The 22,822-nt window shown below is 71.3% G+C and carries 21 protein-coding genes; 10 read left to right on the plus strand and 11 right to left on the minus strand.

All coding sequences use genetic code 11. From position 1 onward, the window contains the following. Nucleotides 1–85: 85 nt before the first annotated feature. The 4 genes from LGI35_RS38290 (at nucleotide 86) to galE (ending at nucleotide 4,002) form a co-directional block, all read left to right on the plus strand. Nucleotides 86–943, plus strand: coding sequence for a phosphatidylinositol-specific phospholipase C/glycerophosphodiester phosphodiesterase family protein (locus LGI35_RS38290; protein WP_227299017.1), 858 nt, complete (start codon nucleotides 86–88; stop codon nucleotides 941–943). Between the two features lie 116 nt (nucleotides 944–1,059). Continuing rightward, on the plus strand, nucleotides 1,060–1,254 hold the full coding sequence (locus LGI35_RS38295) for a hypothetical protein (RefSeq protein WP_227299018.1): 195 nt from the start codon (nucleotides 1,060–1,062) through the stop codon (nucleotides 1,252–1,254). A gap of 100 nt (nucleotides 1,255–1,354) precedes the next feature. Then, a complete protein-coding gene (locus LGI35_RS38300; protein WP_227299019.1) occupies nucleotides 1,355–2,926 on the plus strand; it encodes a hypothetical protein in 1,572 nt (523 codons plus the stop codon). 80 nt (nucleotides 2,927–3,006) lie between these two features. After that, complete coding sequence (gene galE, locus LGI35_RS38305; RefSeq protein WP_227299020.1) at nucleotides 3,007–4,002, plus strand: UDP-glucose 4-epimerase GalE; 996 nt, start codon at nucleotides 3,007–3,009, stop codon at nucleotides 4,000–4,002. A gap of 10 nt (nucleotides 4,003–4,012) precedes the next feature. On the opposite strand, the gene LGI35_RS38310 is transcribed toward galE, so the two are convergent. The 5 genes from LGI35_RS38310 to LGI35_RS38330 form a co-directional block, all read right to left on the minus strand. After that, nucleotides 4,013–5,245, minus strand: a complete 1,233-nt coding sequence (locus tag LGI35_RS38310) for a phosphodiester glycosidase family protein (RefSeq protein WP_227299021.1) — start codon at nucleotides 5,243–5,245, stop codon at nucleotides 4,013–4,015. 74 nt (nucleotides 5,246–5,319) lie between these two features. Beyond that, complete coding sequence (locus LGI35_RS38315) at nucleotides 5,320–5,679, minus strand: DUF779 domain-containing protein (RefSeq protein WP_227299022.1); 360 nt, start codon at nucleotides 5,677–5,679, stop codon at nucleotides 5,320–5,322. A gap of 92 nt (nucleotides 5,680–5,771) precedes the next feature. Further along, nucleotides 5,772–6,587: a dienelactone hydrolase family protein gene (locus LGI35_RS38320; RefSeq protein WP_227299023.1), complete on the minus strand. Its 816-nt coding sequence runs from the start codon at nucleotides 6,585–6,587 to the stop codon at nucleotides 5,772–5,774. 51 nt (nucleotides 6,588–6,638) lie between these two features. Continuing rightward, nucleotides 6,639–7,196 carry a hypothetical protein gene (locus tag LGI35_RS38325; RefSeq protein ID WP_227299024.1) on the minus strand — a complete coding sequence of 186 codons (558 nt, stop codon included), beginning with the start codon at nucleotides 7,194–7,196 and terminating at the stop codon, nucleotides 6,639–6,641. Between the two features lie 129 nt (nucleotides 7,197–7,325). Continuing rightward, nucleotides 7,326–8,345, minus strand: coding sequence for an AraC family transcriptional regulator (locus LGI35_RS38330; protein WP_227299025.1), 1,020 nt, complete (start codon nucleotides 8,343–8,345; stop codon nucleotides 7,326–7,328). Nucleotides 8,346–8,415: 70 nt separating this feature from the next. Between LGI35_RS38330 and LGI35_RS38335 the strand changes: the two genes are divergently transcribed. After that, a complete protein-coding gene (locus LGI35_RS38335; RefSeq protein WP_227299026.1) occupies nucleotides 8,416–9,981 on the plus strand; it encodes a flavin-containing monooxygenase in 1,566 nt (521 codons plus the stop codon). A gap of 115 nt (nucleotides 9,982–10,096) precedes the next feature. On the opposite strand, the gene LGI35_RS38340 is transcribed toward LGI35_RS38335, so the two are convergent. Together LGI35_RS38340 and LGI35_RS38345 are read right to left on the minus strand one after the other, a co-directional pair. Continuing rightward, nucleotides 10,097–11,473 carry a pyridoxal phosphate-dependent decarboxylase family protein gene (locus LGI35_RS38340; RefSeq protein WP_227299027.1) on the minus strand — a complete coding sequence of 459 codons (1,377 nt, stop codon included), beginning with the start codon at nucleotides 11,471–11,473 and terminating at the stop codon, nucleotides 10,097–10,099. A 156-nt stretch (nucleotides 11,474–11,629) separates the two neighbouring features. Further along, complete coding sequence (locus LGI35_RS38345) at nucleotides 11,630–12,391, minus strand: FadR/GntR family transcriptional regulator (RefSeq protein WP_227299028.1); 762 nt, start codon at nucleotides 12,389–12,391, stop codon at nucleotides 11,630–11,632. A 167-nt stretch (nucleotides 12,392–12,558) separates the two neighbouring features. Here LGI35_RS38345 and LGI35_RS38350 point away from each other — a divergent pair, with 167 nt between their 5' ends. Continuing rightward, a complete protein-coding gene (locus tag LGI35_RS38350; protein ID WP_227299029.1) occupies nucleotides 12,559–13,950 on the plus strand; it encodes an MFS transporter in 1,392 nt (463 codons plus the stop codon). Between the two features lie 199 nt (nucleotides 13,951–14,149). Here the strand turns inward: LGI35_RS38350 and LGI35_RS38355 are convergent, their stop codons facing one another. Next, entirely contained in the window at nucleotides 14,150–14,851 is a 702-nt protein-coding gene (locus LGI35_RS38355) for a GntR family transcriptional regulator (RefSeq protein ID WP_227299030.1), read from the minus strand. Between the two features lie 216 nt (nucleotides 14,852–15,067). Between LGI35_RS38355 and LGI35_RS38360 the strand changes: the two genes are divergently transcribed. The 3 genes from LGI35_RS38360 (at nucleotide 15,068) to LGI35_RS38370 (ending at nucleotide 18,613) form a co-directional block, all read left to right on the plus strand. After that, a complete protein-coding gene (locus LGI35_RS38360; RefSeq protein ID WP_227299031.1) occupies nucleotides 15,068–16,384 on the plus strand; it encodes an amidohydrolase family protein in 1,317 nt (438 codons plus the stop codon). Further along, entirely contained in the window at nucleotides 16,381–17,883 is a 1,503-nt protein-coding gene (locus LGI35_RS38365) for an APC family permease (protein ID WP_227299032.1), read from the plus strand. The genes LGI35_RS38360 and LGI35_RS38365 overlap by 4 nt, the downstream gene beginning before the upstream one ends. A 151-nt stretch (nucleotides 17,884–18,034) precedes the next feature. Continuing rightward, nucleotides 18,035–18,613 carry a dihydrofolate reductase family protein gene (locus LGI35_RS38370; protein ID WP_227299033.1) on the plus strand — a complete coding sequence of 193 codons (579 nt, stop codon included), beginning with the start codon at nucleotides 18,035–18,037 and terminating at the stop codon, nucleotides 18,611–18,613. Between the two features lies 1 nt (nucleotide 18,614). Here the strand turns inward: LGI35_RS38370 and LGI35_RS38375 are convergent, their stop codons facing one another. The 3 genes from LGI35_RS38375 to LGI35_RS38385 are packed head-to-tail and all read right to left on the minus strand — an operon-like array spanning nucleotide 18,615 to nucleotide 22,021. After that, nucleotides 18,615–19,793 (minus strand): serine hydrolase domain-containing protein, encoded by a 1,179-nt coding sequence (locus LGI35_RS38375; RefSeq protein WP_227299034.1) that lies wholly within the window; start codon nucleotides 19,791–19,793, stop codon nucleotides 18,615–18,617. Continuing rightward, nucleotides 19,793–20,191, minus strand: a complete 399-nt coding sequence (locus LGI35_RS38380; protein ID WP_227299035.1) for a thioesterase family protein — start codon at nucleotides 20,189–20,191, stop codon at nucleotides 19,793–19,795. The genes LGI35_RS38375 and LGI35_RS38380 overlap by 1 nt, the downstream gene beginning before the upstream one ends. A gap of 51 nt (nucleotides 20,192–20,242) precedes the next feature. Beyond that, nucleotides 20,243–22,021 (minus strand): FUSC family protein, encoded by a 1,779-nt coding sequence (locus tag LGI35_RS38385; RefSeq protein WP_227299036.1) that lies wholly within the window; start codon nucleotides 22,019–22,021, stop codon nucleotides 20,243–20,245. Between the two features lie 160 nt (nucleotides 22,022–22,181). Here LGI35_RS38385 and LGI35_RS38390 point away from each other — a divergent pair, with 160 nt between their 5' ends. Then, nucleotides 22,182–22,814 (plus strand): DUF1345 domain-containing protein, encoded by a 633-nt coding sequence (locus tag LGI35_RS38390; RefSeq protein ID WP_227299037.1) that lies wholly within the window; start codon nucleotides 22,182–22,184, stop codon nucleotides 22,812–22,814. Nucleotides 22,815–22,822 lie beyond the last annotated feature (8 nt).

Here is a 22,822-nt window from a genome sequence, read left to right on the forward strand (position 1 = left end):
CAACTCCCGCCCCGGGCCTGCCCATTGACACCCGTGGGACCTCATACTCGCTGAGGTCCCGTACGGCACTCCCCGGGAGGAACACATGGTCCACCTCACCCGTCGCAGAGCCCTCACCACCCTCGCCGCGGCGGTCACCGCGACCGTCGCCGTGCCCGGGTACGCGCAGGCGGCCGAGCGGGGACGCGGCCCCCGCCCCCTGTTGCGTGCCCACGCGCACAACGACTACGAGCACCCGCGTCCTCTCCTCGACGCCCTCGACCATCGCTTCGCCAGCGTCGAGGCGGACATCTACCTGGTCGACGGCCAGCTCCTCGTCGCCCACGACCCGGTCGACCTCGACCCGAAGCGCACCCTCGCGGCGCTCTACCTGGAACCGCTCGCGGCCCGCGTCAAGGCCAACCACGGCTCCGTGTACCGGGGCTATCGCGGGCCGCTCCAGCTCCTCGTCGACATCAAGACCGAGGGCGCGGCCACCTATCTCGAACTCGACCGCCAACTGCGCGGCTGCCGGAACTTGTTCACCACGTACGCCCACGGCAGGGTCCGCACCGGCGCGGTGACCGCCGTGATCTCCGGGGACCGCGCCGCCCGAGAGCCCATGGAGCAGCAGCGGGTGCGCAGCGCGTTCTACGACGGCCGCCTCACCGACCTCGGCGGGCCCGCGCCCGCCTCCTTCACCCCGCTCATCAGTGACAACTGGGCGAACAACTTCACCTGGCAGGGCGCGGGACCGATCCCGGCCGCCGAGCGCGAGAAGCTGCGCTCCCTCGTGTCGGCCGCCCACCAGGAGGACCGCCGCGTCCGTTTCTGGGCGACGCCCGACGTGGCGGGACCGGAACGCGACGCCGTGTGGGGCGAACTGCTCGCCGCCGGCGTGGATCACCTCAACACGGACGACCTCGCGGGCCTGGAAGCGTTCTTGGACGCCCACGAGAAGTAGGCGTCCACCGCCACATCACTCGTTCGGCGGACACGTCACTCGCCCGGGCGCAGCCTCCGCTACGCCACACTTGCGGCCGACAGCCGCGGTGTTGGCGTGGCGGAGGAGGTTCGGCGATGTCCCTGTCGATTTCGGTCGTGCTGCTGCTTCTGATCCTGGCGGTGGTCTTCCTGCGCAACGGCGCGATGAAGATCTCGCACGCGTTGGTCTGCCTGTTGCTGGGATTCCTGCTGGCCGGCACGAGTATGGCGCCCACGTTGCAGAACGGCCTGACGGCGACGGCGGGGATCGTGAGCAGCCTGCATCCGTGATCGTTTCACCGTCGTAGACGGCGTGAGTGATCGTTTCGGGTTCGTGAACAACACCCCTGTGTGCATGGACACTTCAAGGGCGTGGCCCTAGCTTCGCGCCATGACGAGCAGAGCCCTGAGCCGTGCCCTCGCCCTGACCATGACGATCGCCGCGGCCGGTGTCGCGTACCCCGCCCAGGCCGACGACATCCCCAAGGCGCCCGGTCACCGGCTGGTCGAGCAGTACGCGGGCACACCCGCCGAGGCGCGTCCCGTGCCGGGGCAGGCGCCGCCGCAGCACCCCTATCTCGCGGCGAACGGCCGCAGCGGCATGCACGCGGACGCGGCCGGCAGCGGCACGTACCCCTGGAGCGGGCCGCTGGGGAACGCGCCCACGGCGAGCAGCGAGAAGATGGCCGCGCTCGGCGGTGAATGCGCGACGGTGACCTTCGACAAGGACGGCCGCATCGTCACCGTCTGCGGCACGTTCACCGGCTTCCTCGTGAAACTGCTCGACCCGCACACCCTCAAGACCCTCGCCGAGTACAAGCTTCCGCAGCGTCCGTCCACCGTCGAGGCCATCACCCGGCTCGACTTCTCGAAGATCTTCAAGGACACCTCGGGCGGCGCCTACTCGTACCTCGACAACGAGGACCGGCTCGTCCTCGCCGACTCGCGGCAGCACATCATCAGGCTCGCGCACGAGCAGGTGGCGGACGGCAGTTGGCGCTTCCGCGTGACCGACGACTGGGACCTGACGGGACAGGTGCCGCACGACTGCGTGAGCTGGACGAACCTCTACCCGAGCGGCACCTGCGACCCGGTGACCTCGGTGATGCCCGACTGGCAGGGCCGCATCTGGTGGGTGACACGGCAGGGGCGCGTCGGTACGGTCGATCCGGCCGTCGGCACCGTCAAGTCGATCCAGCTGCCGGGGGAGGAGATCCAGAATTCCTTCTCGGTGGCAAAGGACGGTGTCTCGATCGTCTCCGACCACGCGCTCTACAGCTTCGAAGCGGCGGCGGACGGCACTCCCAAGGCCGTGTGGCGCCAGACGTACGACCGCGGCACGGGCACCAAGCCCGGCTCGGTGAACCAGGGTTCGGGCACCACGCCCGACCTGTTCGGCGCGGGCGGGGACTACGTCGCGATCACCGACAACGCGGACGACCGCATGAACATCCTGGTCTACCGCCGCGGCCGCGACGTCCCCGACGACCGGCGCCTCGTCTGCAAGGTCCCCGTCTTCGGATCCGGCGCCTCCACGACCGACAACTCCCTGATCAGCTACGGCAACAGCCTCGTCGTCGAGAACAACTACGGCTACGAGAACATCACCTCGCTCACCTTCGGCCGCTCCGTGGTCGGTGGCGTGACCCGGGTCGACGTGCGCAAGGACGGCTCGGGCTGCGACACGGTGTGGGAGAGCGAGGTCCGTTCCCCCTCCACGGTCCCCAAACTCTCCACCGCGAACGGCCTCCTGTACTTCTACACGAAGGACCCCAATTCCCTGGGCGTAGACGCCTGGTACCTCACGGCAGTCGACTTCCGCACGGGCGAACCCCGCTGGAAGCAACTGGCGGGCACGGGAATCGCCTACGACAACAACTGGGCCCCGGTCACACTCGGCCCGGACGGCACGGCGTACGTGGGGGTCTTCAACGGGCTGGTGGCGGTGCGGGACGGCAAGTGAGACGCGTGGCGCGCTCCGAGTAGGCTCCTCTCAACAGAATCCAACAGAACCGAACGCATCGGTCGACGGAGGAGCTCGCTGTGAAGGTATTGATCGCCGGAGGCGCCGGATTCATCGGAAGCACGATCGCCTCTGCCTGTCTGGACGCCGGGATCACCCCGGTCGTCCTCGACAGCCTGGTGACGGGGAGGCGGGAGTTCACCGAAGGGCGCGTGTTCTACGAGGGTGACATCGCGGACGGCACGCTCGTGGACCGCGTCTTCGCCGAGCATCCCGACATCGACGCGGTCATCCAGTGCGCGGCCCTGATCGTGGTGCCGGACTCGGTCGCGGATCCGGTGGGCTACTACGAGGCGAACGTGGCGAAGAGCCTCGACTTCGTCGGTCATCTCCTGCGCAACGGCTGCCCCCGCCTGATCTTCAGCTCCTCCGCCTCGATCTACCGCGCGAACGACGACCTGACCGTGGACGAGGAGTCCGCCGTCGAGCCGCTGAGCCCCTACGCCCGCACCAAGGCCGTGTGCGAGGCGATGTTCGCCGACATCGCCGCCACCCGGCCCCTCCGCGTACTGTCCCTGCGCTACTTCAACCCGATCGGCGCCGACCCCAAGATGCGCACGGGCCTGCAACTGCCGCGCCCCAGCCACGCCCTGGGCCAGATGATCCTGGCCCAGGAGGACGGCGTGCCGTTCCGGGTCACCGGCACCGACTACCCGACCCGCGACGGCTCGGGGATCCGGGACTACGTGCATGTCTGGGACCTGGCCGCCGCCCATCTGGCAGCCCTGCGGACCTTCGACACCCTCCTCACCGGGACGACCACGTCCACCGTCGTCAACCTCGGCACCGGCACGGGCACCACCGTGCGTGAACTCCTCGACGCCTTCAACAGCGTGACGGACGCGCCGATCGCGTCCGTCGACACCGCGCGCCGGCCCGGTGACGTCGTGGGGGCCTGGACGCGCAGCGACCGGGCGAAGGAGCTGCTCGGGTGGCAGCCCCGGTACTCGGTCGCCGACGGCATCCGCGACTCCCTCCGGTGGGCGGCGCTCCGGGGCGAGATCCTGGCCGGGTAGAGCGCCGCGGTCAGCCCTGCGAGAAGACCCCGATCCCGTTCGCGACAGCCCGCTCCGGGGGGTCCGTCGGGTGGTTCCTCACGGTGGTCGTCGCGGCGCCCGGATCCCTCGTGACCAGGGTCGACGAGCCACCGCCGTCCAGACTGAAGGCATCGTCCGCGCCCAATGCGCGCATGGCGTCGGCGACTTCCGCGATGGTCAGGCCCGTGCGGTACTGCGGCGCGCCGTCGAGGGCCAGGAGGTACAGGCGGCGGCCGTCGGCCGTGGCGCCCGCGGCGGTGCGGACCGCGGCCGTCCTGTCGTCGAGGCCGGGCAGCGGTGCGCCGTCCCGCAGTACGGGGTAGCAGCCGACCGCGAACCGGTAGGGAACGTGTGACGTCGCCGCCACCAGGCGGTGCGTGATCCGGACGCGGTCGCCCTCGGACAGCTTCCGCAGCTCCTGCGCGCCCGCCTCGCGCCCCACGAGGACGGTGGTGCCGGACGCGATGGGCCCGCTGCCGGGAGTGTCGGCCGACGAGACGACGCGCCCGTGGCGCACCGTCACCTCGTAGGTGTCCGTGCTGCACGGCGCGGCCCGGTTCGTGTCGGTGCCGCAGGTGGCGCGCACCCGCGACACGGCGCCCCAGTCAGGGGTGAACGCGCCGACCGAGCCGACCGGCAGGGCGTACTGGTTGAGACCGCCGAGCGGGAGTCGCCGGCCGTCCGCGTCGACCGATCCTTCGAGGGTCATGCGGTCGAGCCGGACCCGGTGGTCCACGCCCACGCCGAGCACGTCCTCGGTGGTGGTGCCGGGCGGGAGCGCCGGGCCGAAGCGCTGGCCGTTCGGCACGGCGGACTTGAGCGTCCGGCCGTGCGCGACGGCCGGACCGACGGAGGCGCCGGTGGCCTCCACGCTGGGGTGCTGGGACTCGGTGATGTTGAAGAAGTCGCCGTTGACGCCGCCGACCGCGCCGCTCGCGTCGGCCAGCGAGGAGACGGTGGCCCGGGCGCCGACCGCGTCCGGGTGCAGCAGATCGACCCGCACCCGCGCGTCGCGCAGGTCGACGCTCAGCACATGGGCGTGCGTGAGGCCCTTCGCCGCGGGGATGTCGAACTCCTCGTACGTGACGCCCGGGGCGATCGCCGTGCCGCCGCCCTCCGCGCCGCTGGCCGGCGCCGCCCCGGCGAGAACGGTGCAGGCCAGCGCGCCGAATGCGGCGCAGGCCGCCAGGGCCGATCGGTAGCGTCCGTCGCGATGTCTCACGTGACCCCCTGCTGTCCGTGTAACTCACCCCTGTCACAGGCGAGTTCACCAGACGCAGGAGGGCACGTCGATGGCTAGGCGCCGACCAGCCGGGAACGGATCAGGAAACGTACACCTTCGGGTGCCTCCAGGGAGAAGCCACTGCCGCGGCCCTCGACCACGTCGACGATCAGCCGCGTGTGGCTCCACACCTCGAACTGGCTCTTCGACATCCAGAACGCGACCGGCTCCGCGACGCCCTCCACGGTCAGGGACGCGAGCCGCACATCACTGCCGCCCGTGCGGAACTCGCCCTCCGGATAGCACATGGGAGCGCTGCCGTCGCAGCACCCGCCGGACTGATGGAACATCAGGGGCCCATGGGCCGCACGCAGCCGCCGCAGCAGATCGGCGGCCGCCGGGGTCAGCTCCACACGCGGGGCCTCGTCACTCACGGCAGGCTCCTTCCGTAGGACGGTGTCGCGGGGCCACAGTCAACTCCCCGCTACGTTGCAGGAAGGTTGCGCCCCGCGCCAGGCCCCGGGATCTATGAAGCCTCGGGGACCAGCCGTTCGCGCAGGAAGGACACGACGCGTTCGCGGGCGGCGAGCGCCGGGTTGCCCGGCTCCTCGCGCACCTCCGCGGTGAGCACAGCGTGCGCGGTCCTGGCGAAGCCGCCCGCGTTGCCCGGGGACGAGTCCAGTTCGATGACCTCGAACGCGTCGCCGAGGTGCGCGCGCAGCGTGCGGAACCGCTGGTCGGGCACCGCTCTGTCCTCGCTGAAGCGCAGTCCGAGCACGCACAGGCCGGACTCCTTGGAGCGGCTGACGACCGTGTCGAACTCGGCGCGGGACAGGCCCGGGTCGACACGCCGCGCCCCGCTGACCGGGAAGGGGACCGACGGCTGGCTGAGCACGGGCGCGAGCACGACGTCGTCCACCGCGGCCGCGAGCGCGAAGCCTCCGGTGAAGCACATGCCGATGACGCCGACGCCGGGACCCGGTGTGCGCGCCGCGAGATCGCGGGCCAGCGCGCGCAGATAGTCCGAGATCGGCCGGCGCGCGTTCGTGGCGAAGGCGCGGAACTCGGAGGCGACGCAGAGCCGGGCCACGGTCTTCAGCGCGTAGCCGACGGACTCCGCACGGCCCGGCTCGCCGAACGGGGAGGGGATCGCGACCGTGAACCCCTGCGCCACCAGATGGTCGGCGAGGCCGAGCACGGCGGGTGTGATACCGGGGATCTCCGGGATCAGCACGACACCGGGACCACTGCCCTTCTCGTACACGTCGTAGGTCAGCCCGGCGCCCGTGAACGGTGCCTTCTGCCAGCCGGTGAGATCAGAGGTCGGTGCCGATCCGGTCACGACGCTTCTCCTTGGACTCCAGTGAGCAACGAGCGGGCGTGGCCCACGATCTCACGCGGCGAACGCCGAGATCTTCAGTGTGTCCGAAAGGATCTGCCACACCGCCAGGGCGAACAGCCCGCTCACCACGCTGCAGCCGTTGGTGCAGGTCGTCGCCTCGTCGTACCAGGCGCGCACGGTCAGGAAGTGCATGCCGAGGGTCCGCGAGAAGGAGAACCGGATGTGGAGACCCTCCCCGAGGCTGTGTCCCGGCAGCGTGGTGATCTGGAAGTAGGTGCGCCCCACGCGCTCGACGGCCACGGGATTGTCGCCCACCAGCGAACACCGATCGCCCTGCCGGACGGGTCCCCGGCAGCCGCTGCCGGCCACGGGGAACAGCCAGAAGTGGCGCGTGAGCTGGGACCGGACGTCGTGCGGGGTGGTGAACGGATGCAGTCCGAGGCTGAAGTTGTACTCGTACAGCCAGTTCACCCCGGGGCACGGGTAGGCGTCGGTGCCGCACTCCGCGCGGCGGCTCTCGGCGTGGGCGACGGGTGACTGCGGCCCGGTGACGAGGACGCTCCCCAGGACGACCGCCAGCACGGCCCGCGCCCACGTGAGACGCCGCATGCGCACTCCCTACGTCCTCACGGCCGGATCATCCACGTAAAGCACCATAAGTGGGACGGGGTGGGGGCGGGTGGCGCAGTGGGGCAGTCGGCCCAAGGCTCGTGTCGGTGGGTCAGGTCCAGGGCCCGCTCACCGGTCCGTCGGTTGTGTCTGCAGGCCCAGGCGTACGGCGCGGGGTGTGGCGCCCCACCAGCGGCGGCAGCAGCGGTTGAGGGCCGACTGCTCGGAGAGGCCGATGAGCAGGGCGACCTGGCCGAGGGGGAGGTCGGTGGCGGTGAGGTAGCGGTGGGCGGCGGAGCGGCGCTCCTCGTCGATGACTTCGGCGAACGTCGTGCCCGCCGCGCGCAGCCGCCGCTGGAGGGTCCGCGGATGGACGTTGAGCAGGCCGGCGACGGCCCCGATCTCGGGCGACGACGTGCCGAGCGACTGCTCGACGACGGCCCGGACGCTGCCCACGACGTCCGCCGGCTCCTTCGGCAGCTGCTCGTCGAGGTAGGCGAGCGCGAGGTGACGCAGCTGTGAGTTGCCGCCGCCGAGCGACCGGTTGGCCAGGCTCAGGGGGACGCGCAGCAGCGCCGCCGGACGGTCGGCCTTGACGGGTACGCCGAAGAAGTCCTCGTACACGGACAACGGGGCGAGCAGAGGGTGGGGGAGTTCCACGGAGCCCAGTCCGTACGGGCCGACCAGATATCCGATGGCGCGGTGTATGAAGCCGAGGGAGAGGTCGATGCCCTGCGGCGGTGCCATGACCCCCTCGCGCACGCCGTAGCGCAGCGCGGCCATTCCCGGAGTGCCGTACGGATCGGGTTCGAGGCTGAGATGCACCGAGCGGGCGTGGACGAAGAGGTAGCGGGTCGTGCATTCCAGGGCGTCGCCGAGGGTGTCGGAGTTCTGGATGGCGAGGGCCAGGGCGCCGAGCATGCCCAGGTCCTGCCGGGCGGCGATGCGCAGCCCGAGGTCGGCGCAGCCGAGGTCCGCGGCGGCGAGTTCGAGCACCGCTGCCATCGCCTCCTCCGGCACCAGGAGGTCGTCCACGTCGAGCGCGGCCGGTGGGCAACCCGCCTGCCGGGCGTACGAGTCGGCGTCACCGCCGAGCTCCGCCACCGTGGCGCGGAAGCCGCGCAGCCCCGCCGATCTGATCACGGACATGTCGTCCAGGGTCAAAGATCTGTCGTCCCAGGTCAATTCCTGAGGGGTGTGCTTCCCGACACTGGGAGACATGACGCACACCGCAGACTCCAGCACCGCCGGCGCCGGCGCCCCGGCCGAGCACATCGACGTGGTGATCGTGGGCGCCGGCCTGTCCGGTGTCGGCGCCGCGTACCGGCTCCGGACCGAGTGCCCGGAACGCTCGTACGCGATCGTCGAGGCGCGGCAGTCCATGGGCGGGACCTGGGACCTGTTCCGCTACCCGGGCGTGCGCTCGGACTCCGACATGTTCACGCTGGGCTACCCGTTCAAGCCCTGGCGCGACCGCAAGGTGCTCGCCGACGGCGGGTCGATCCTGAGCTACATCAAGGAGACGGCGGCCGAGTTCGGCATCGACCGCCGGATCCGCTACGGGACCAAGGTGATCGCCGCCGACTGGTCGACGGAGACGGCGCGCTGGACCGTGACGCTGGAGCGCACCGACGAGGACGGCCACCGCACGCTGTCCACCCTCACCTGCGACTTCCTCTACTCCTGCGCGGGCTACTACGACTACGACCAGGGGCACACCCCCGAGTTCGAGGGCGCCGACTCCTTCTCCGGCACGGTCGTCCACCCGCAGTTCTGGCCCGAGGACCTGGACCACGCGGGCAAGCGCGTCGTCGTCATCGGCAGCGGCGCCACCGCCGTCACGCTGGTCCCCGCGATGGCGCGGAGCGCCGCCCACGTCACCATGCTCCAGCGCTCCCCGACCTGGATCAGCTCGCTGCCCTCGCGCGACAGACTCGCCGACGGCATCCGCGCCGCCCTGCCCGCGGGAGCGGCCCACCGGGTGGTGCGCAGCAAGAACATCCTGTTCGCCATCGGCGTCTACCAGTTCTGCCGGCGCAGCCCGAAGGTGGCACGGCGCGTGCTCACCGGGCTCAACAAGCGCATCGTCCAGGACGACCGGCTGGTCGACGAGCACCTGACGCCGTCGTACGACCCGTGGGACCAGCGGCTGTGCGCGGTGCCCGACGCGGACCTGTTCAAGGCCCTCAAGTCGGGTGACGCCGAGATCGTCACCGACCACATCGACCGCTTCGTCCCCGAAGGCATCCGCCTGAAGTCGGGGCGCGTCGTCGAGGCCGACATCATCGTGTCCGCGACCGGACTCAAGCTCCTCGCCTTCGGCGGCATCGCGCCGCGTGTCGACGGTGAACCCGTCCCCCTGAACCGGCAGTTCGTGTGGCGCGGCGCGATGATGACCGGCGTCCCCAACTTCGCGGTGTGCATCGGCTACACCAACGCCTCCTGGACGCTGCGCGCCGACCTCACGTCCCGGCTGGTGTGCAAGGTGCTCAATCACATGCGCCGCCACGACTACGCGGCGGTGGAGCCGAGGCCGACGGGCGCCCTGAACGAGCGCCCGCTGCTCGACCTCGCCTCCGGCTACGTGAAGCGCTCCATCGACGCGTTCCCCCGGCAGGGCGACCGCAGCCCGTGGAAGGTCCGGCAGAACTACGTGCTCGACGCCGCGTCGACCATGCGCACCAACCTGCACCGGACGCTGGCCCCCACCCCGGCGTCCACGGTCCGCGCGGCCCGCGGCCGCATGGGCAAGGAGCAGGTCGAGGCGGCGACGCCGGCAGGGTGACGCGTCGCTGTCCACACGCCGCCTCCTGTACGGGACGGTGACGAACCGCGGTTCACGTGCCGACCCCTGTACGGCACGGTGACGCGCCCCGCCGCCGAGCGGCCTCGCGCTCGGACTACCCCTCGTCGACGAGCGAGCCGAGGATGGCGCGGACGGTCTCCTCGGTGATGTCCGGGTGGAGGAAGGCGAGGCGGGCGACCGTCTCGCCCTCCCACACGCTCGGGGTGACGAAGGCGGTCCCCGAGGCGAGCAGCCTCTTGGACCAGGCGTAGTAGTCCTCCGGCTGCCAGCCGGTGCGACGCACGAGGACCACCGTCAACTCGGGCTCGCGCAGCAGCTCCAGACCCTCGGTCCGCTCGACGAGGCGGGCGGTGCGACGGGCGATGTCGGCGCCCCGGGCGACGGCGTCGCGGTAGGCGTCGGTGCCGTGCACGGCCAGCGAGAACCACAGCGGCAGACCGCGGGGGCGGCGCGTGAGGTGGTACGCGTAGTCGCTCGGGTTCCACTCGGTCTCGTCGTCGGCGCCGTCCGCCCCGTGGATGGCGTCGAGGTAGGAGGCGTCCTGGGTGTGGACCGCGCGGGCCAGCTTCGGGTCGCGGTAGAGCAGCGCGCCGCAGTCGAAGGGCGCGAACATCCACTTGTGCGGGTCGACGACGAGCGAGTCGGCGTGCTCGATGCCGCGCAGCCGCTCGCGCAGCTCCGGTACGAACAGCGCCGCGCCGCCGTACGCGGCGTCGATGTGCAGCCACAGGTCACGGGCGCGGGTCTGCTCGGCGACACCCTCGAGGTCGTCGATGATGCCGGCGTTGGTGGTCCCCGCGGTCGCCACGGCGGCGACGACGGGCGCGCCGCCGTCCCGCTCGGCGGCGTCCAGCGCGGCGCGCAGCGCTTCGCCCGTGAGGCGGTGGTCGGAGGTGGGCACGACGAGGGGCTCGACGCCGAGGATGCGCAGGGTGTTGCCGACCGAGGAGTGGACCTGGTCGCTGACCGCGATCCGGACCGGAGCGCGCTCGTCCAGGCCGCGGCGGTGGCGGCCGGTGTCCCGGGCGACGACGAGGGCGGAGAGGTTGCCGGCGGAGCCGCCGCTCACGAAGCAGCCGCCGGCGCCTGCGGGCAGTCCGGCCAGGTCGGCGAACAGCCGCAGCACCTGGTTCTCCGCCGCGACCGCGCCGGACGCCTCCAGCCAGGAGACGCCGTGCAGCGAGGACGCGGAGAGCACCATGTCGAAGAGCGCCGCGGCCTTCGTGGGGGCGCCGGGTATGAACGCCAGGAAGGCCGGGTGGTCGCACGAGACGACCGTGGGCTCAAGGGAGTCGGTGTAGGTGCGCAGCACGTCGGCGGGGGGCTGTGGGGCGGGTCCGATCGCGTCCTTGAGCGCCAGGGTCAGCTCCTGGTGGTCGCCGAGGCGGCCGAGCGGCGGCTGGTCGAGCCGGAGTCGGTGCAGCAGGTGGTCCATGACCTGCTGAGTGAGGTCCTCGTCGTAAGAGTGCACGGGGCGTCTCTCCTGTCGCGCGCTGCGGAATTGCTTTTGGGTCTCAGCTGGACCCATTTCGGAGCGTAGGCGTCGCCAGGGGCGCGCGTCAATCGACGGGTGCACGGAGTACGCGTCCCGGGTCCGGCCGTGGGGGGCGCGGAAGCGCGCCCGGGATCAGTCCTGCGCGGCGAACTGGTCGAGCAGCGCCAGGAACTGGCGGTGCGAGTCGTGCAGGTGATCCCGCATCCGCGCCTCGGCCGCGTTCCCGTCGCCGGACAGTACGGCGAGCGCGATGGCCTCGTGCTCCTCCCGGAACGCGGAACCGAAGTCCCGCTCCGCCGGATACACACGGCTCCAGTCGGAGCCGAGCCACAGCGCGTTGCCGCCCACGAACATCTCGGCGCGGGCCCGCGTCACCGCCTCCGCGAGCACCTCGTTGCCGCCGGCGGTCGCGATGCCGAGATGGAACGCGGTGTCGCAGCGGTGGTACTCGCCGAGGTCGGCGACATCGGTGTCGAGCATGGCCAGCAGTTCGCGGCGGGCCGCGCCCGCCCCGCGCTCGGCGGCGAGGCGCGCCGCGTACGGCTCGATCGCGAGCCGGTACTCCATGTAGTCGCGCAGCGAGGCCCGGATCGTCGCGGTGATCGCGGCCCGTGAACCATCCCTGCCGGGCCGGGTGGGCGCCACGCGGGTGCCGCCGTTGCGCCCCAACGTGGTCGTGACCAGGCCTTCGTCGGCCAGCTCACGCACCGCCTGCCGGACGGTGTTGCGCCCCACCCCGAAGGCGGCGGACAGCTCCCGCTCGGTGGGCAGGCGGTCGCCCGGTCCGAAGCCGCCGAGCGCGATGCGCTGCCGGAGCGCCTCGGCCACCACGGCGTGCGACGCCGCCTGGCGCGTTCCGGTCGTCCATTCGTCACGACTCTCGCTGTTGCTCACGGCCCTCTCCCAGCTCGCGGGTCACGCGCGTCCCGTCATGCCCCGGACGGCCATGATATTGGACTTGGCGCGAACCCTATTGACAGCCCCTGGTGAGCGCCTTAGCGTCGCCCCCACGTTTTTGGGTCCATGGCGAACCCAATCGTTGGCCGTGAAGGAGTACGCACATGAGCAGAGTCGCAGGTGGCGCCACGGACCCGGGAGCACGGCGCCGATCCGGGCCGTGGAAGGTCGCCGGAGCATCGATGATCGGCACCAGCGTCGAGTGGTACGACTTCGGCATCTACGCCACCGCCGCCGCGCTCGTCTTCCCCGAGCTGTTCTTCCCCGAGATGAACCGGGCGCTCGGCACGCTCATGTCGTTCGCGACGCTCTTCGTGGGATCCCTCGGACGCCCGCTCGGCGCCGTCGTGTTCGGGCACATCGGCGACCGCTACGGCCGTAAGCGTGCCCTGATCTGGTCCATGACCCTCATGGGCGGCGCCACCTTCTGCATCGGCCTGCTCCCGGGCTACGCCTCCATCGGCGTGGCCGCGCCGCTCCTGCTCGTCCTCATCCGCATGGTCCAGTCGCTCGCGGTCGGCGGCGAGTGGGGCGGCGCCGTGCTGTTCGCCGTCGAACACGCCCCGCCCCGGCGCCGGGCATTCTTCGGTTCCTTTCCCCAAGTCGGCGACGGGGTCGGCTACTTCATGTCGACCGGCGTCTTCGCCCTGGCGGCGCTGGCGGGCCATGACGCGCTCGTCGGCTGGGCCTGGCGCCTGCCCTTCCTGCTGTCCGCGGTTCTGGTCCTGGTCGGCCTCGTGATCCGCAGTTCCATCGAGGAGTCGCCCGAGTTCGAGGCGGCGCGCCGGGCCGAGGCCGCCGAGGAGAAGCAGGCGGCGCCGCTCGTCGCGGTCGTCCGTGACGCCTGGAAGACCTGGCTGCTCGCCTCCGGCGCCTTCCTCATCACGGTCGGCGGCTACTACGTGGTCGTCACCTTCATGTCGACGTACGCCGTCACCGAACTCGGCTTCACCGACTCGCAGGTGGCGGGTGCCGGCACGGCCGCCTCCGTCGTCGTCATCGTGTGCACCCCGCTGGCCGCGCTGGTCGCCGACCGCCTGGGACTGCGCCGCGTGACGCTGGCCGGCATCCTGCTGCACCTCGTCGTGGCCTTCCCGATGTTCTGGCTCGCCGACACCCGTTCCGTGCCCGGGCTCTGGCTCGCGATGTGCCTGCCCATGCTCGCCAGCACCGTCGCCTACGCCTCGATCGGCACCCTCATATCGGGCTGGTTCGCTCCTCGGGCGCGCTATACGGGTCTGTCCATGAGCTACCAGACGGCGGGGCTCATCGGCACGCTGGCCCCGGCGGCGGCCACCTGGCTGTTCAGCGCCGCCGGGGACTCGTGGACCCCCGTCGCCATCGCCTTCGCCGCGATGGCGCTGGTCAGCGCGGCCTGCCTCGCCGCGTTCCGGCAGGCGCCTCAGGATCAGGCGCAGGCGGAGCCTGAGGCGCAGGTGGGGCCGGAATCGGGGGCGGCGCCGGAGTCCGAGGAGCGTCAAGCCGCGAAAAGTTGATCCGTGGTACCTGGATGGCGCGCTCCCCTGATCGTCATCCAGGAGCTTGGGGGAGCCCTTGCTGGGTCAGGTCAAGGGGAATCACTTCACTGTGGGTACGAGGTTGCTCCTCGGGCGGGAATGGCGGGAGCGGTCTGAGTAGCGGGAGGGTCCGGGCGGAGGGTGCGCCGAAGTCGGGTGCCCCCGCGCCCTCCGTCGCTCAGCCCCCGTCGGGGAGCTGTGTCGCCGCGTCGGAGAAGTAGCGCAGCGCCGAGTCGCGGGTGCCCGCCACGTGGTGTCGGGCCAGTTCCTCCGCGCGGGCCGCATCACGGTCGCGGATCGCCTCGTACAGGCGCTCGTGCTCCCCGCACATCGGGTCGCCGTCGTTGAGGTCGGAGGTCAGCCGGAAGAGCCGGCGCAGCCGCGCGTCGAGGGGTGCCATCAGCTCTTGGAGGAGCGGGTTGCCGGACGCCTCGACGATCTGCTGGTGGAAGTCCGCGTTGTGGGCCACGGCCTGGCGCAGCCGCCCCGCGTCGGAGGACTTGCGGCTGCGCGCCAACAGGCGTTCCATCGTGCGCAGTTGAGCGCTCGTGGCGTGGCGCGCGGCGAGTCCCGCCGCCAGGCCTTCGAGGTTCTCGCGGACGTCGAAGAGGTACGTGGCGTCCTGCGCGCCGAAGTCCGTGACGACGGAGCCGCGCCTGGCCTGCACGGTCAGGAACCCCTCCTGTTCGAGCCGCTGCATGGCTTCCCTCAAGGGGATGCGGGAGACGCCCAGCTGGTCGGCGAGTTCGCGTTCCACCAGTCGCATGCCCGCCGGGAAGGTCCCCTCGATGATCCGCTCGCGGAGCTCCACGTAGACCCGTTCTCTCAGGGACTGGTGGGTCTCACCGATCGTGGGGCGGCGGTCAGTGCGGGTGGTCATCGAGTTCTCTCCAGTGGCGAGCGGGCGCGGCCGTGGCCGCTCCCGGGGGTGCTCCTGATCATCGCAGACCGCGGAAACAAGATCCCACAGACCATTGCCTGGTATTTGGTATACCAGTTAGCTTGTCGTTGTCCGCCGCTCACCAGCAGCGTTCCGCCGGATTCGCGACCGGCTGGTCAGTCGTGCCGGGCACCGAACGAACAGTTGGAGGAAGTCGTGTCGCATCCCGCCGACACCCCGTCGATCCCGCTCGCCCCCGAGGTCCTCAGGAACGCCACGCTGCCCGACGGCCGGCGTGCCGACATCCACCTCGCGGACGGCCGGGTCGCTACTTTGGTCGACCAGCCCGACAAGGCCGGCAGGGCCGATGGTGCCGACACCGGCCGGGGGCCCGCAGCCGGTCCCGGCAGCATCGACCTCGGGGGCGCTCTCGTCCTGCCCGCGCTCGTCGACGGGCACGCTCACCTGGACAAGACACTGCTCGGCGCGCCCTGGCAGCCGCACCCCACCTCGGCCACGCTGCGCGAACACATCGCGAACGAACGGGCCCTGCGCGCCTCCGCCGGCGTACCGGTGGCCGACCGGGCCACGGCCCTGGCGCACCGCATGGTGTCCCTCGGCACCGGCCATGTGCGGTCGCACGTCGACATCGACCCGGACGTGCGCCTGGACGGCCTGCACGCGCTGGTCGAGGTGCGGGAGAAGTTCCGCGACCGGCTGGGTGTCCAGATCGTCGCGTTCCCGCAGAGCGGCGTGGTCACCGCGCCCGGCGTAGCCGACCTCCTCGACGCGGCACTCTCGGAGGGCGCCGACCTGATCGGCGGCCTCGATCCGGCGGGCTTCGACGGAGATGTGGACGGCCAGCTCGACATCGTCTTCGGGCTCGCCGAGCGCCACGGCGCGGGCATCGACATCCATCTGCACGACGGAGGCGTGACCGGCACCGGGCAGCTACGGGACATCGCGGAGCGCACGGCGGCGCTCGGCCTCAACGGCACCGTCACCGTCAGCCACGCCTACGCCCTCGGAGACGTCGACGCCACCGAACTCGACCGCACCGCCACCGCCCTGGCCGGGGCCGGAGTGGCGATCATGACCAACGGTCCCCGCCACTCCATGCCGCCCGTCCTGCGCCTGCGCGACCACGGCGTCCGTGTCTTCGCCGGCTCGGACAACATCCGCGACACCTGGTGGCCCTACGGCACCGCCGACATGCTCGAACGCGCCACCATCATCGGCCTCCAGGGTGACCTGATGAGCGACGCGGAACTGCGCCACGCGGCCTCGATGATCACCGATGAGGCTGCCGCGGCACTCGGCCTCACCGGCTACGGCCTCGCCCCCGGCTGCCGCGCGGACCTCGTGGTGATCGCGGCGGGCGGCGTACCGGAAGCGGTCGCGGCCCACCCGCGGCGCCTCCTGGTCCTGCACGGCGGACGGGTCGTGGGACCCGCACCCGAGACCGACTTCCCGAACTTCCCGGCCATTTCCGTGACGGGCGGCGACGCCACTGCCCCGCAGGGGGAGCGATGAGCATCCAGCAGTCCACAGCCGAAGCCGCCGTCGGAGCCGCCGGCAGACCCGAACCCGGCGAGGCCGGGCAGGGTGACGACGGAGGTCTCTCCTCCGGACAGATCGGCACCTTCGATCTCGTCTTCTTCGTCGTGGCAGCTGCCGCGCCGCTCACCGTGCTCGCCGGCGTGGCGCCCATAGCCATCGCCATCGGCGGCCCCGGCGCCCCGCTCGGCTACCTGATCTCCGGAGCGCTGCTCGTCCTCTTCGCCGCGGGCTTCACGGCCATGAGCCTGTACGTCCGCAACGCCGGCGCCTTCTACGCCTACGTGGCCCGCGGCCTCGGCCGCACCCTCGGCGTCGGTATCGCCTACGTCGCCGTCGTGTCGTACAACCTCATCACCCCCGGAGTCGCGGCGGCCTTCGGCTACTTCGCGGCCGGGTCGGTGCACGACGCGACCGGAGCCGACATCCCCTGGTGGGTGCTCTCCGGCATCTGCGTCCTCGCCGTCGGCGTGCTCGGCTGGCTCCGAGTGACCCTCAGCGCGAAGGTCCTCGGTGTCGCACTGGTCCTCGAAGTGCTGACCCTGCTCATCATGGACGGCGGCATTCTCGGCCACCGGGGCACGGCGGCCCTCGACGCGCACTCCTTCGACCCGAGCACGCTCGCCACCGGCGGGATCGCGGGCATGTTCGTCATCGTGATCGGCGCCTTCACGGGCTTCGAGGCCACCGCCATCTACGCGGAGGAGGCGCGCGAGCCGAGCCGCACCGTCCCGCGTGCCACCTTCATCGCCATCGGGTTCCTCGCCCTGTTCTACTCCGTCGGCGCGTGGCTCATCATGGGCGCGTTCGGCACGGACAAGGCGGTGGCCATGGCCCGCGCCGCCGCCGGCCCCGAACTCACCTTCAAGGCAGGCGAGCTGTACGTGGGTGCCTGGCTGGCGGACACCATGCACGCCCTGGTCGTCGTCAGCGCCTTCGCGGCCACCCTCGCCTTCCACAACGCCGCCGCGCGCTACCTCTACGCCCTCGGACGCGAAGGACTCCTGCCGCGACGACTGGGCGTCGTCTCCGCCCGGCACGGTTCGCCGGGCATCGCGGTGAGCGCACAGACCGTCTTCAACCTCCTCGTGATCGCCGTCGGGGCAGTGCTGGCCGCCGACCCGTTCTCCCAGGTCCTGATCTGGACCAACAGCATCGCCGTCCTCGGCATCATGGTCATGCAGGCCCTGGCGGCCCTCGCCGTGTGGGCCTTCTTCCGCCGGGACCGGCGGGGCATGTCGGCCGCCCGGGTGGTGTGGTCCCCGCTGATCGCGTTCGCCGGTCTCGCACTCCTCACCGTCCTTGCGGTCCTCCACTTCGACCTTCTGACGGGCGCCTCGGGGACGGTGAACGCCGTCCTCCTGGCACCCCTGCCCGTGGTCCTCGCGGCAGGCATCTGCATCGCCCTGCGCATCCGGAGCCGGGACCCGCAGCGCTACGCCCGGCTGACCAACATCGACGTCGAAAGGGACTGAGCCCCTGGCTCCCGGCGGTGAGGTACGTGGACGGCGCGGCCGCCCGCGTACCTCGTCCGTCGGGCGATGAGTTCCGGGAGAGCGCTCGGTCTATGTATGCACGAAGGCCGGAAGCCCCGCGGACATGTCGGAACAACACCTGGGAGTAGCGATGGGCACCGTAGTCATGCACAACGTCGTTTCCGTGGACGGCTTCATCGCCGACTCGGAGGATCAGGTCGGTCCCCTCTTCGACTGGTACTCGAACGGCGACACCGCGATCGGCGTGAACGACAAGGTGTCGGTGTCCGAGGTCTCGGCCGCGTACGTCCGGCCGATGTGGGCGGGCATCGGGGCGATGGTGATCGGGCGGCACCTGTTCGACATCACCAACGGCTGGGAGGGGGCGCCGCCGGCGGGGGAGCACGTGGTCGTGGTGTCCCACCGGCCGAGGCCTGAGGGCTGGCATCCCGAGGCGTCGTACCACTTCGTGGACGACGTGGCGCAGGCGGTGGCCAGGGCCAGGGAACTCGCGGGGGACCGCATCGTCGCCGTGGCCGCCGGCGAGGTGGGCGGGCAGGCGCTCGCGCTGGGTGTGGTGGACGAGGTGGCCATGGACGTCGTGCCCGTCGTCTTCGGCTCCGGCAAGCGGTACTTCGGCCCCGTCGACGCCCAGCATCTCCTCGAGGATCCCCACGTGGTGATCCAGGGCGACCGCGTACTGCACCTCCGCTACAAGGTCCGCCGATAGTTCACGACGTGAGAACGGAAACGACCCGGTTGGTCATGTCCTCCGGCGGCGCCAGCGGGGTCTGGGTGTACGCGAGAACCCAACGGAGCCGCTGATCGCGCGTGGAGAACATCCGCGTCCGGTACCCATAGGTGTCGCCTGTCTTCCCCCAGAACGTCACGCCGTTCACCGTGGCCGTCTGCAGTCCCAGGCTGTAGCGCGCGGGAGTGCCGTCCAGCATGCGCACGCTGTCGGGTGGCAGCGTGAACAGGTGGCTCATGGCGCGAGGTGGCAGCAACTCGCCGGAGAACAGCGCCTGATGGAAGCGGAAGAGATCGGCGACCGTCGACACCAGTTCGCCCTCGCCCCAGGCGTCGGACTGGTCGTACACGGTGACGTCCCGCAGTGCCCCGTCGGTCATCTTCAGGTAGCCGTGCACGTGAGAGCCGTGCAGCCGTGGGTCGCGGTCCGGTATCAGCGTCCCCCGCAGGCCCAGCGGACGGACGAGACGCTCCCTGATCACCTCGCCGTACGGGCGTCCGGTGAGGGCCTCGACCAGCAGCGCGAGCAGGACGTAATTGATGCCCCGGTACTCCTGCTTGCTGCCCGGGCGGAACTTGAGCGGATCGAGCGTCACGGTGCGCACCAGCTGTTGCGGCGTCCACGCGTCGAACCGGTGCCGCAGGACGGCTTCGGGGGTGCTGACGTCGGGCAGGCCGCGATGGTCGGGCAGCCCGCTCGTGTGGTTCAGCAGCTGCGCCACGGTGATCCGCGCGGACCCGGCCGGAAGCAGTCCGGGGAGATGCCGTCCGATGGGCTCGTCGAGCTCCACGACTTCCCGCGCCCACAGTTGCAGCACCACGGTCGCCACGAACGCCTTCGTGACGCTGCCCGCGCGGAACGCGTCATCGGGGCGTAACTGACGGGCGGTTCCGATGTCCGCCACGCCTGCTGTGCCGTACCAGCGCTGTTCCGGGCGGTCGACGAGCAACTGGGCGGACGTGGACGGTGGGTGGGTGAGGTCGGAGATCGCTTCTTGTAAGGCGCATGGGTCCGACAAGGCCGGGCCCGGCGGTGTGTGCGCGGCAGCACGTCCTGGGCCGGCCAGTATCGCGCCCGCCGCCGCACTGCCTGCCAACAGGGAACGTCGCGAGAGGAATGTCATGACGTCGATCTTGCTGTCGGCGGCGAGCACTTCCATCAGGGAAGGCCCCCACGGTCACCCTGATTGACCCCGGAGCCATGGGCGGGCGCCCGCGCGAGGAAGCGTTGCCGGTCGACGATCGCCCGGTCGATCTCCCCCGTCGCGACCAGCTCGCCCGTACTGTCCACGGCCCGTACGAGGAAGGTGAGCTGTCGGCCTGCCGCCTCTGCGGGCGGTTCCGCGAGGACGTCGACCCAGGCACCCACTCGTGTGGCTCGAAGGTGTTTGATGCGCACACCGGTTCCGACCGTCGTCCGGCCCGGCGTCGTGAAGGGCGCCGCGGCCCGCACGGTGGCCGCCTCCATCCACGCGATCAGCCACGGGGTGGCGAGAACGGGCAGGTCACCGCTTCCCACCGCCATCGCGGTATGGGCGTCGGACACCTCATGGCGCATCACACCACGCTAGCCCGAGGCCGGAGCCCCGCGCGCGTCGGACGTCCGCGGTCAGCGCTGGTGGTGCAGGCGCTCCAGCAGGAGGTAGGCACGTTGCTCGGCGGCGGCGAGTTCGGCGGGATCGATCCCCGCCGGCCACAGTTCTCCCGCGGCTGCGTCGTCGGCATCACGCAACTCGACCACCGCGAGCACCAGTTGGACCTGGACGTCCGGGAGCTGGGGCCCCGATCCTGCGGCCAGCGACCGTTCCGCGTGATCGGATGCCTGAGTGCAGGCGGCCAGCGCACGCTCGACGCGCAGCGCGGCGTGGTCGTGGACGACCAGAAGCGCGCAGACGAGCCCGACGACGATGCCGAGCACGCTGCCCAGTACACGGTCGGCGACGAGTTCCCCGGCAGGGGCGGGCGAGGCCAGGTCGCTCATCAGGAGGGCCAGCGGGGTGAGGAAGACGACGCCGAGGCCGTAGTTGCGCGGGACGAAGTACTCGAGGAGGAATTCGAGGAGCACGATCACGCAGGCCAGCGCCACCGGCTCCGGGTCTGTGGCCAGCACGCCCAGGGCGAGGAGCAGGCCGACGACAGTGCCGAGGGTGCGCTGGACGGCGCGCTGGGCCGTGGTGCGCAGGTTGACGGAGTGCAGCACGGCGGCGGCGGAGATCGATGCCCAGTAGCTGTGCTCAAGCCCCCCGGCCACGGCCAGCCCGCCCGCGATACCGGTGCCCAGGACCATCCGCACCGCGGGAACGGCGAGGACGGCGCGGTGTTCGGGGCCACCGGCGCGTCGCCCCATCAGGAGTTCGGTGGCGCGCCAGGCGACAGGCCGGCCCGGTCCGGTGGCGGGGGCCACGGGAGTCATCGGCGTGCCCTCGCTGTCCTGCGCCGCCGGAGACGCGAGGGAAAGCTCGGGAAGGAGTGCCGGTGGTCGGCGGCTCCGCTCGGTGAGGACACGAGCCTGTCGGAGCAGTCGCTCCGACAGGGCGGCAGGGTCGGCCGGCGGCCGGCGCGCCGAGTTGATCAGCAGTGACCAGGACAGGTCGGTGAGACGTACGAAGACTCCGTCCCGGCCTGTCTGGTGCGCCTGAGTCGGGGGCGCGAGCCCGAGGGAGTGGTACGCCTGGAGCACCGCAACGGTCGTGCGGTGCCGGGCCTGCCGCCCGTCTCCGCCCGGTCCTGCGGGCCAGGTCAGCAGTCCCGCGAGTTCCCGCAGGGCCCTGGCGACGGCGAATCTCTGCGGCCGGTCCGGGTGCACGAGCCAGCCGGACACCCCGAGTACCCAGGCGACCGCGGCTCCGGCCGCGGCCAGCCCGGTCTGCGGGAGAACGTCGGAGGAGGTGGGCGAGCCGTTGGCCGCCACCGCGAAGGAGAACAACAGCAGCATCGCGCCGAGCCCGCTCAACCGGGTCGCGTCACACGCCAGCTTCGCCAGCCCGGCGACCACCGCCGTCGCCGTGACCACGACGGCGGCACCCCAGCCCCCGGCTCCTGGACGGGCCCATGCCGCGAGAGCGGACCCGCATCCCACGCACGCCGTCATGGCCACCGCCACCAGCGCGAGTACGCGAGCACGGCGCGGGTAGGGCAGGTTGCGCCCGAACGTCGTCGTGAAGGCACCCAGCATGGCGTACACGGAGAGTTCGGGCCGACCCGCGATCGCCACCGGCAGCGCCACCAGCGCCATCGCCAAGGCGCCGCGTACGGCGAAGAGAAGTGCCCCGTCCGCCCGCTGGAGCGCGAGTGAACCGCGCGGTGAGAGCAGGCGCACCACGCTGACCACGGCAGGCCGCCAACCGTGCCTGGTCACGGCGGCGAGTGGGCGGCGGGAAGAAGGCATGTCCGGTATATACCACCGGCTCCGAGCGGGGTTTCCGATCTGAACGCAACCGCGTCGGGCCGAGTCGGGCCGTCGGGCCGAATCGACCTGAATCCAGTCTGTGTCCCCTCAGCGGGCTTCGCCAGGCTGGCCGACGGCGGAAAGACTAGTGTGGTGATCCATGAGCCCATGGTTGCCCTTGTCCGCGGTTCCCCGGCTCGGGGCCTCCGTGGTTGCCGGCGCCGTGGTCGGGGCGATCGTCGGGGTGACGAACAACGCCGCGCTGGGTGTCCTCTCCGGTATCGCCGCGACCGAACTGGTCTTCGTGCTGGCGGGCTGGGCGGTGCTGTGGCCGATGGACGCCAAAGCCACCCGCGCCAATGTCCGACGTGAGGACTTCCAGCCCGTCACCGACGAGCTCGTGATCGTCGGCGTCGCCCTGTGCGGCCTGGTCGCCACCGTACTGCTGCTCCTGCTCGGCAAATCCGACAGCGGCCACGCCGCGGCGGCCGTCGCGCTCGGCGGCGTGTTCATGGCCTGGGCGGCGCTCCACCTCATGTACGCCACGCGCTACGCGTACCTGTACTACACAGCCGCCGGAGGGATCGACTTCAACAACGACGACCCGCCCGCGTACAGCGACTTCCTCTACTTCAGCTACAACCTCGGCATGACCTACCAGGTGTCCGACACCAACGTCTCGACCTCGACGATCCGCGCGGTGGTGCTGCGGCACTCGCTGCTGTCGTACGTGTTCGGCACCAGCATCCTCGCCACGACCATCAACCTCGTCACAGGAATCGTGACCGGCTGACATCGGCG

This window comes from Streptomyces longhuiensis (assembly GCF_020616555.1).
Classification (GTDB): domain Bacteria; phylum Actinomycetota; class Actinomycetes; order Streptomycetales; family Streptomycetaceae; genus Streptomyces; species Streptomyces longhuiensis.

Bases quoted from the DNA above. Each gene is read 5' to 3' on its own strand.
- LGI35_RS38385 (WP_227299036.1), bottom strand. From the start codon at position 22,021: ATGCCTTCTTCCCGCCGCCCACTCGCCGCCGTGACCAGGCACGGTTGG.
- LGI35_RS38290 (WP_227299017.1), top strand. From the start codon at position 86: ATGGTCCACCTCACCCGTCGCAGAGCCCTCACCACCCTCGCCGCGGCG.
- LGI35_RS38295 (WP_227299018.1), top strand. From the start codon at position 1,060: ATGTCCCTGTCGATTTCGGTCGTGCTGCTGCTTCTGATCCTGGCGGTG.
- LGI35_RS38325 (WP_227299024.1), bottom strand. From the start codon at position 7,196: ATGCGGCGTCTCACGTGGGCGCGGGCCGTGCTGGCGGTCGTCCTGGGG.
- LGI35_RS38370 (WP_227299033.1), top strand. From the start codon at position 18,035: ATGGGCACCGTAGTCATGCACAACGTCGTTTCCGTGGACGGCTTCATC.
- LGI35_RS38380 (WP_227299035.1), bottom strand. From the start codon at position 20,191: ATGCGCCATGAGGTGTCCGACGCCCATACCGCGATGGCGGTGGGAAGC.
- LGI35_RS38335 (WP_227299026.1), top strand. From the start codon at position 8,416: ATGACGCACACCGCAGACTCCAGCACCGCCGGCGCCGGCGCCCCGGCC.
- LGI35_RS38365 (WP_227299032.1), top strand. From the start codon at position 16,381: ATGAGCATCCAGCAGTCCACAGCCGAAGCCGCCGTCGGAGCCGCCGGC.
- LGI35_RS38390 (WP_227299037.1), top strand. From the start codon at position 22,182: ATGAGCCCATGGTTGCCCTTGTCCGCGGTTCCCCGGCTCGGGGCCTCC.
- LGI35_RS38330 (WP_227299025.1), bottom strand. From the start codon at position 8,345: ATGTCCGTGATCAGATCGGCGGGGCTGCGCGGCTTCCGCGCCACGGTG.
- LGI35_RS38300 (WP_227299019.1), top strand. From the start codon at position 1,355: ATGACGAGCAGAGCCCTGAGCCGTGCCCTCGCCCTGACCATGACGATC.
- LGI35_RS38375 (WP_227299034.1), bottom strand. From the start codon at position 19,793: ATGGAAGTGCTCGCCGCCGACAGCAAGATCGACGTCATGACATTCCTC.
- LGI35_RS38350 (WP_227299029.1), top strand. From the start codon at position 12,559: ATGAGCAGAGTCGCAGGTGGCGCCACGGACCCGGGAGCACGGCGCCGA.
- LGI35_RS38355 (WP_227299030.1), bottom strand. From the start codon at position 14,851: ATGACCACCCGCACTGACCGCCGCCCCACGATCGGTGAGACCCACCAG.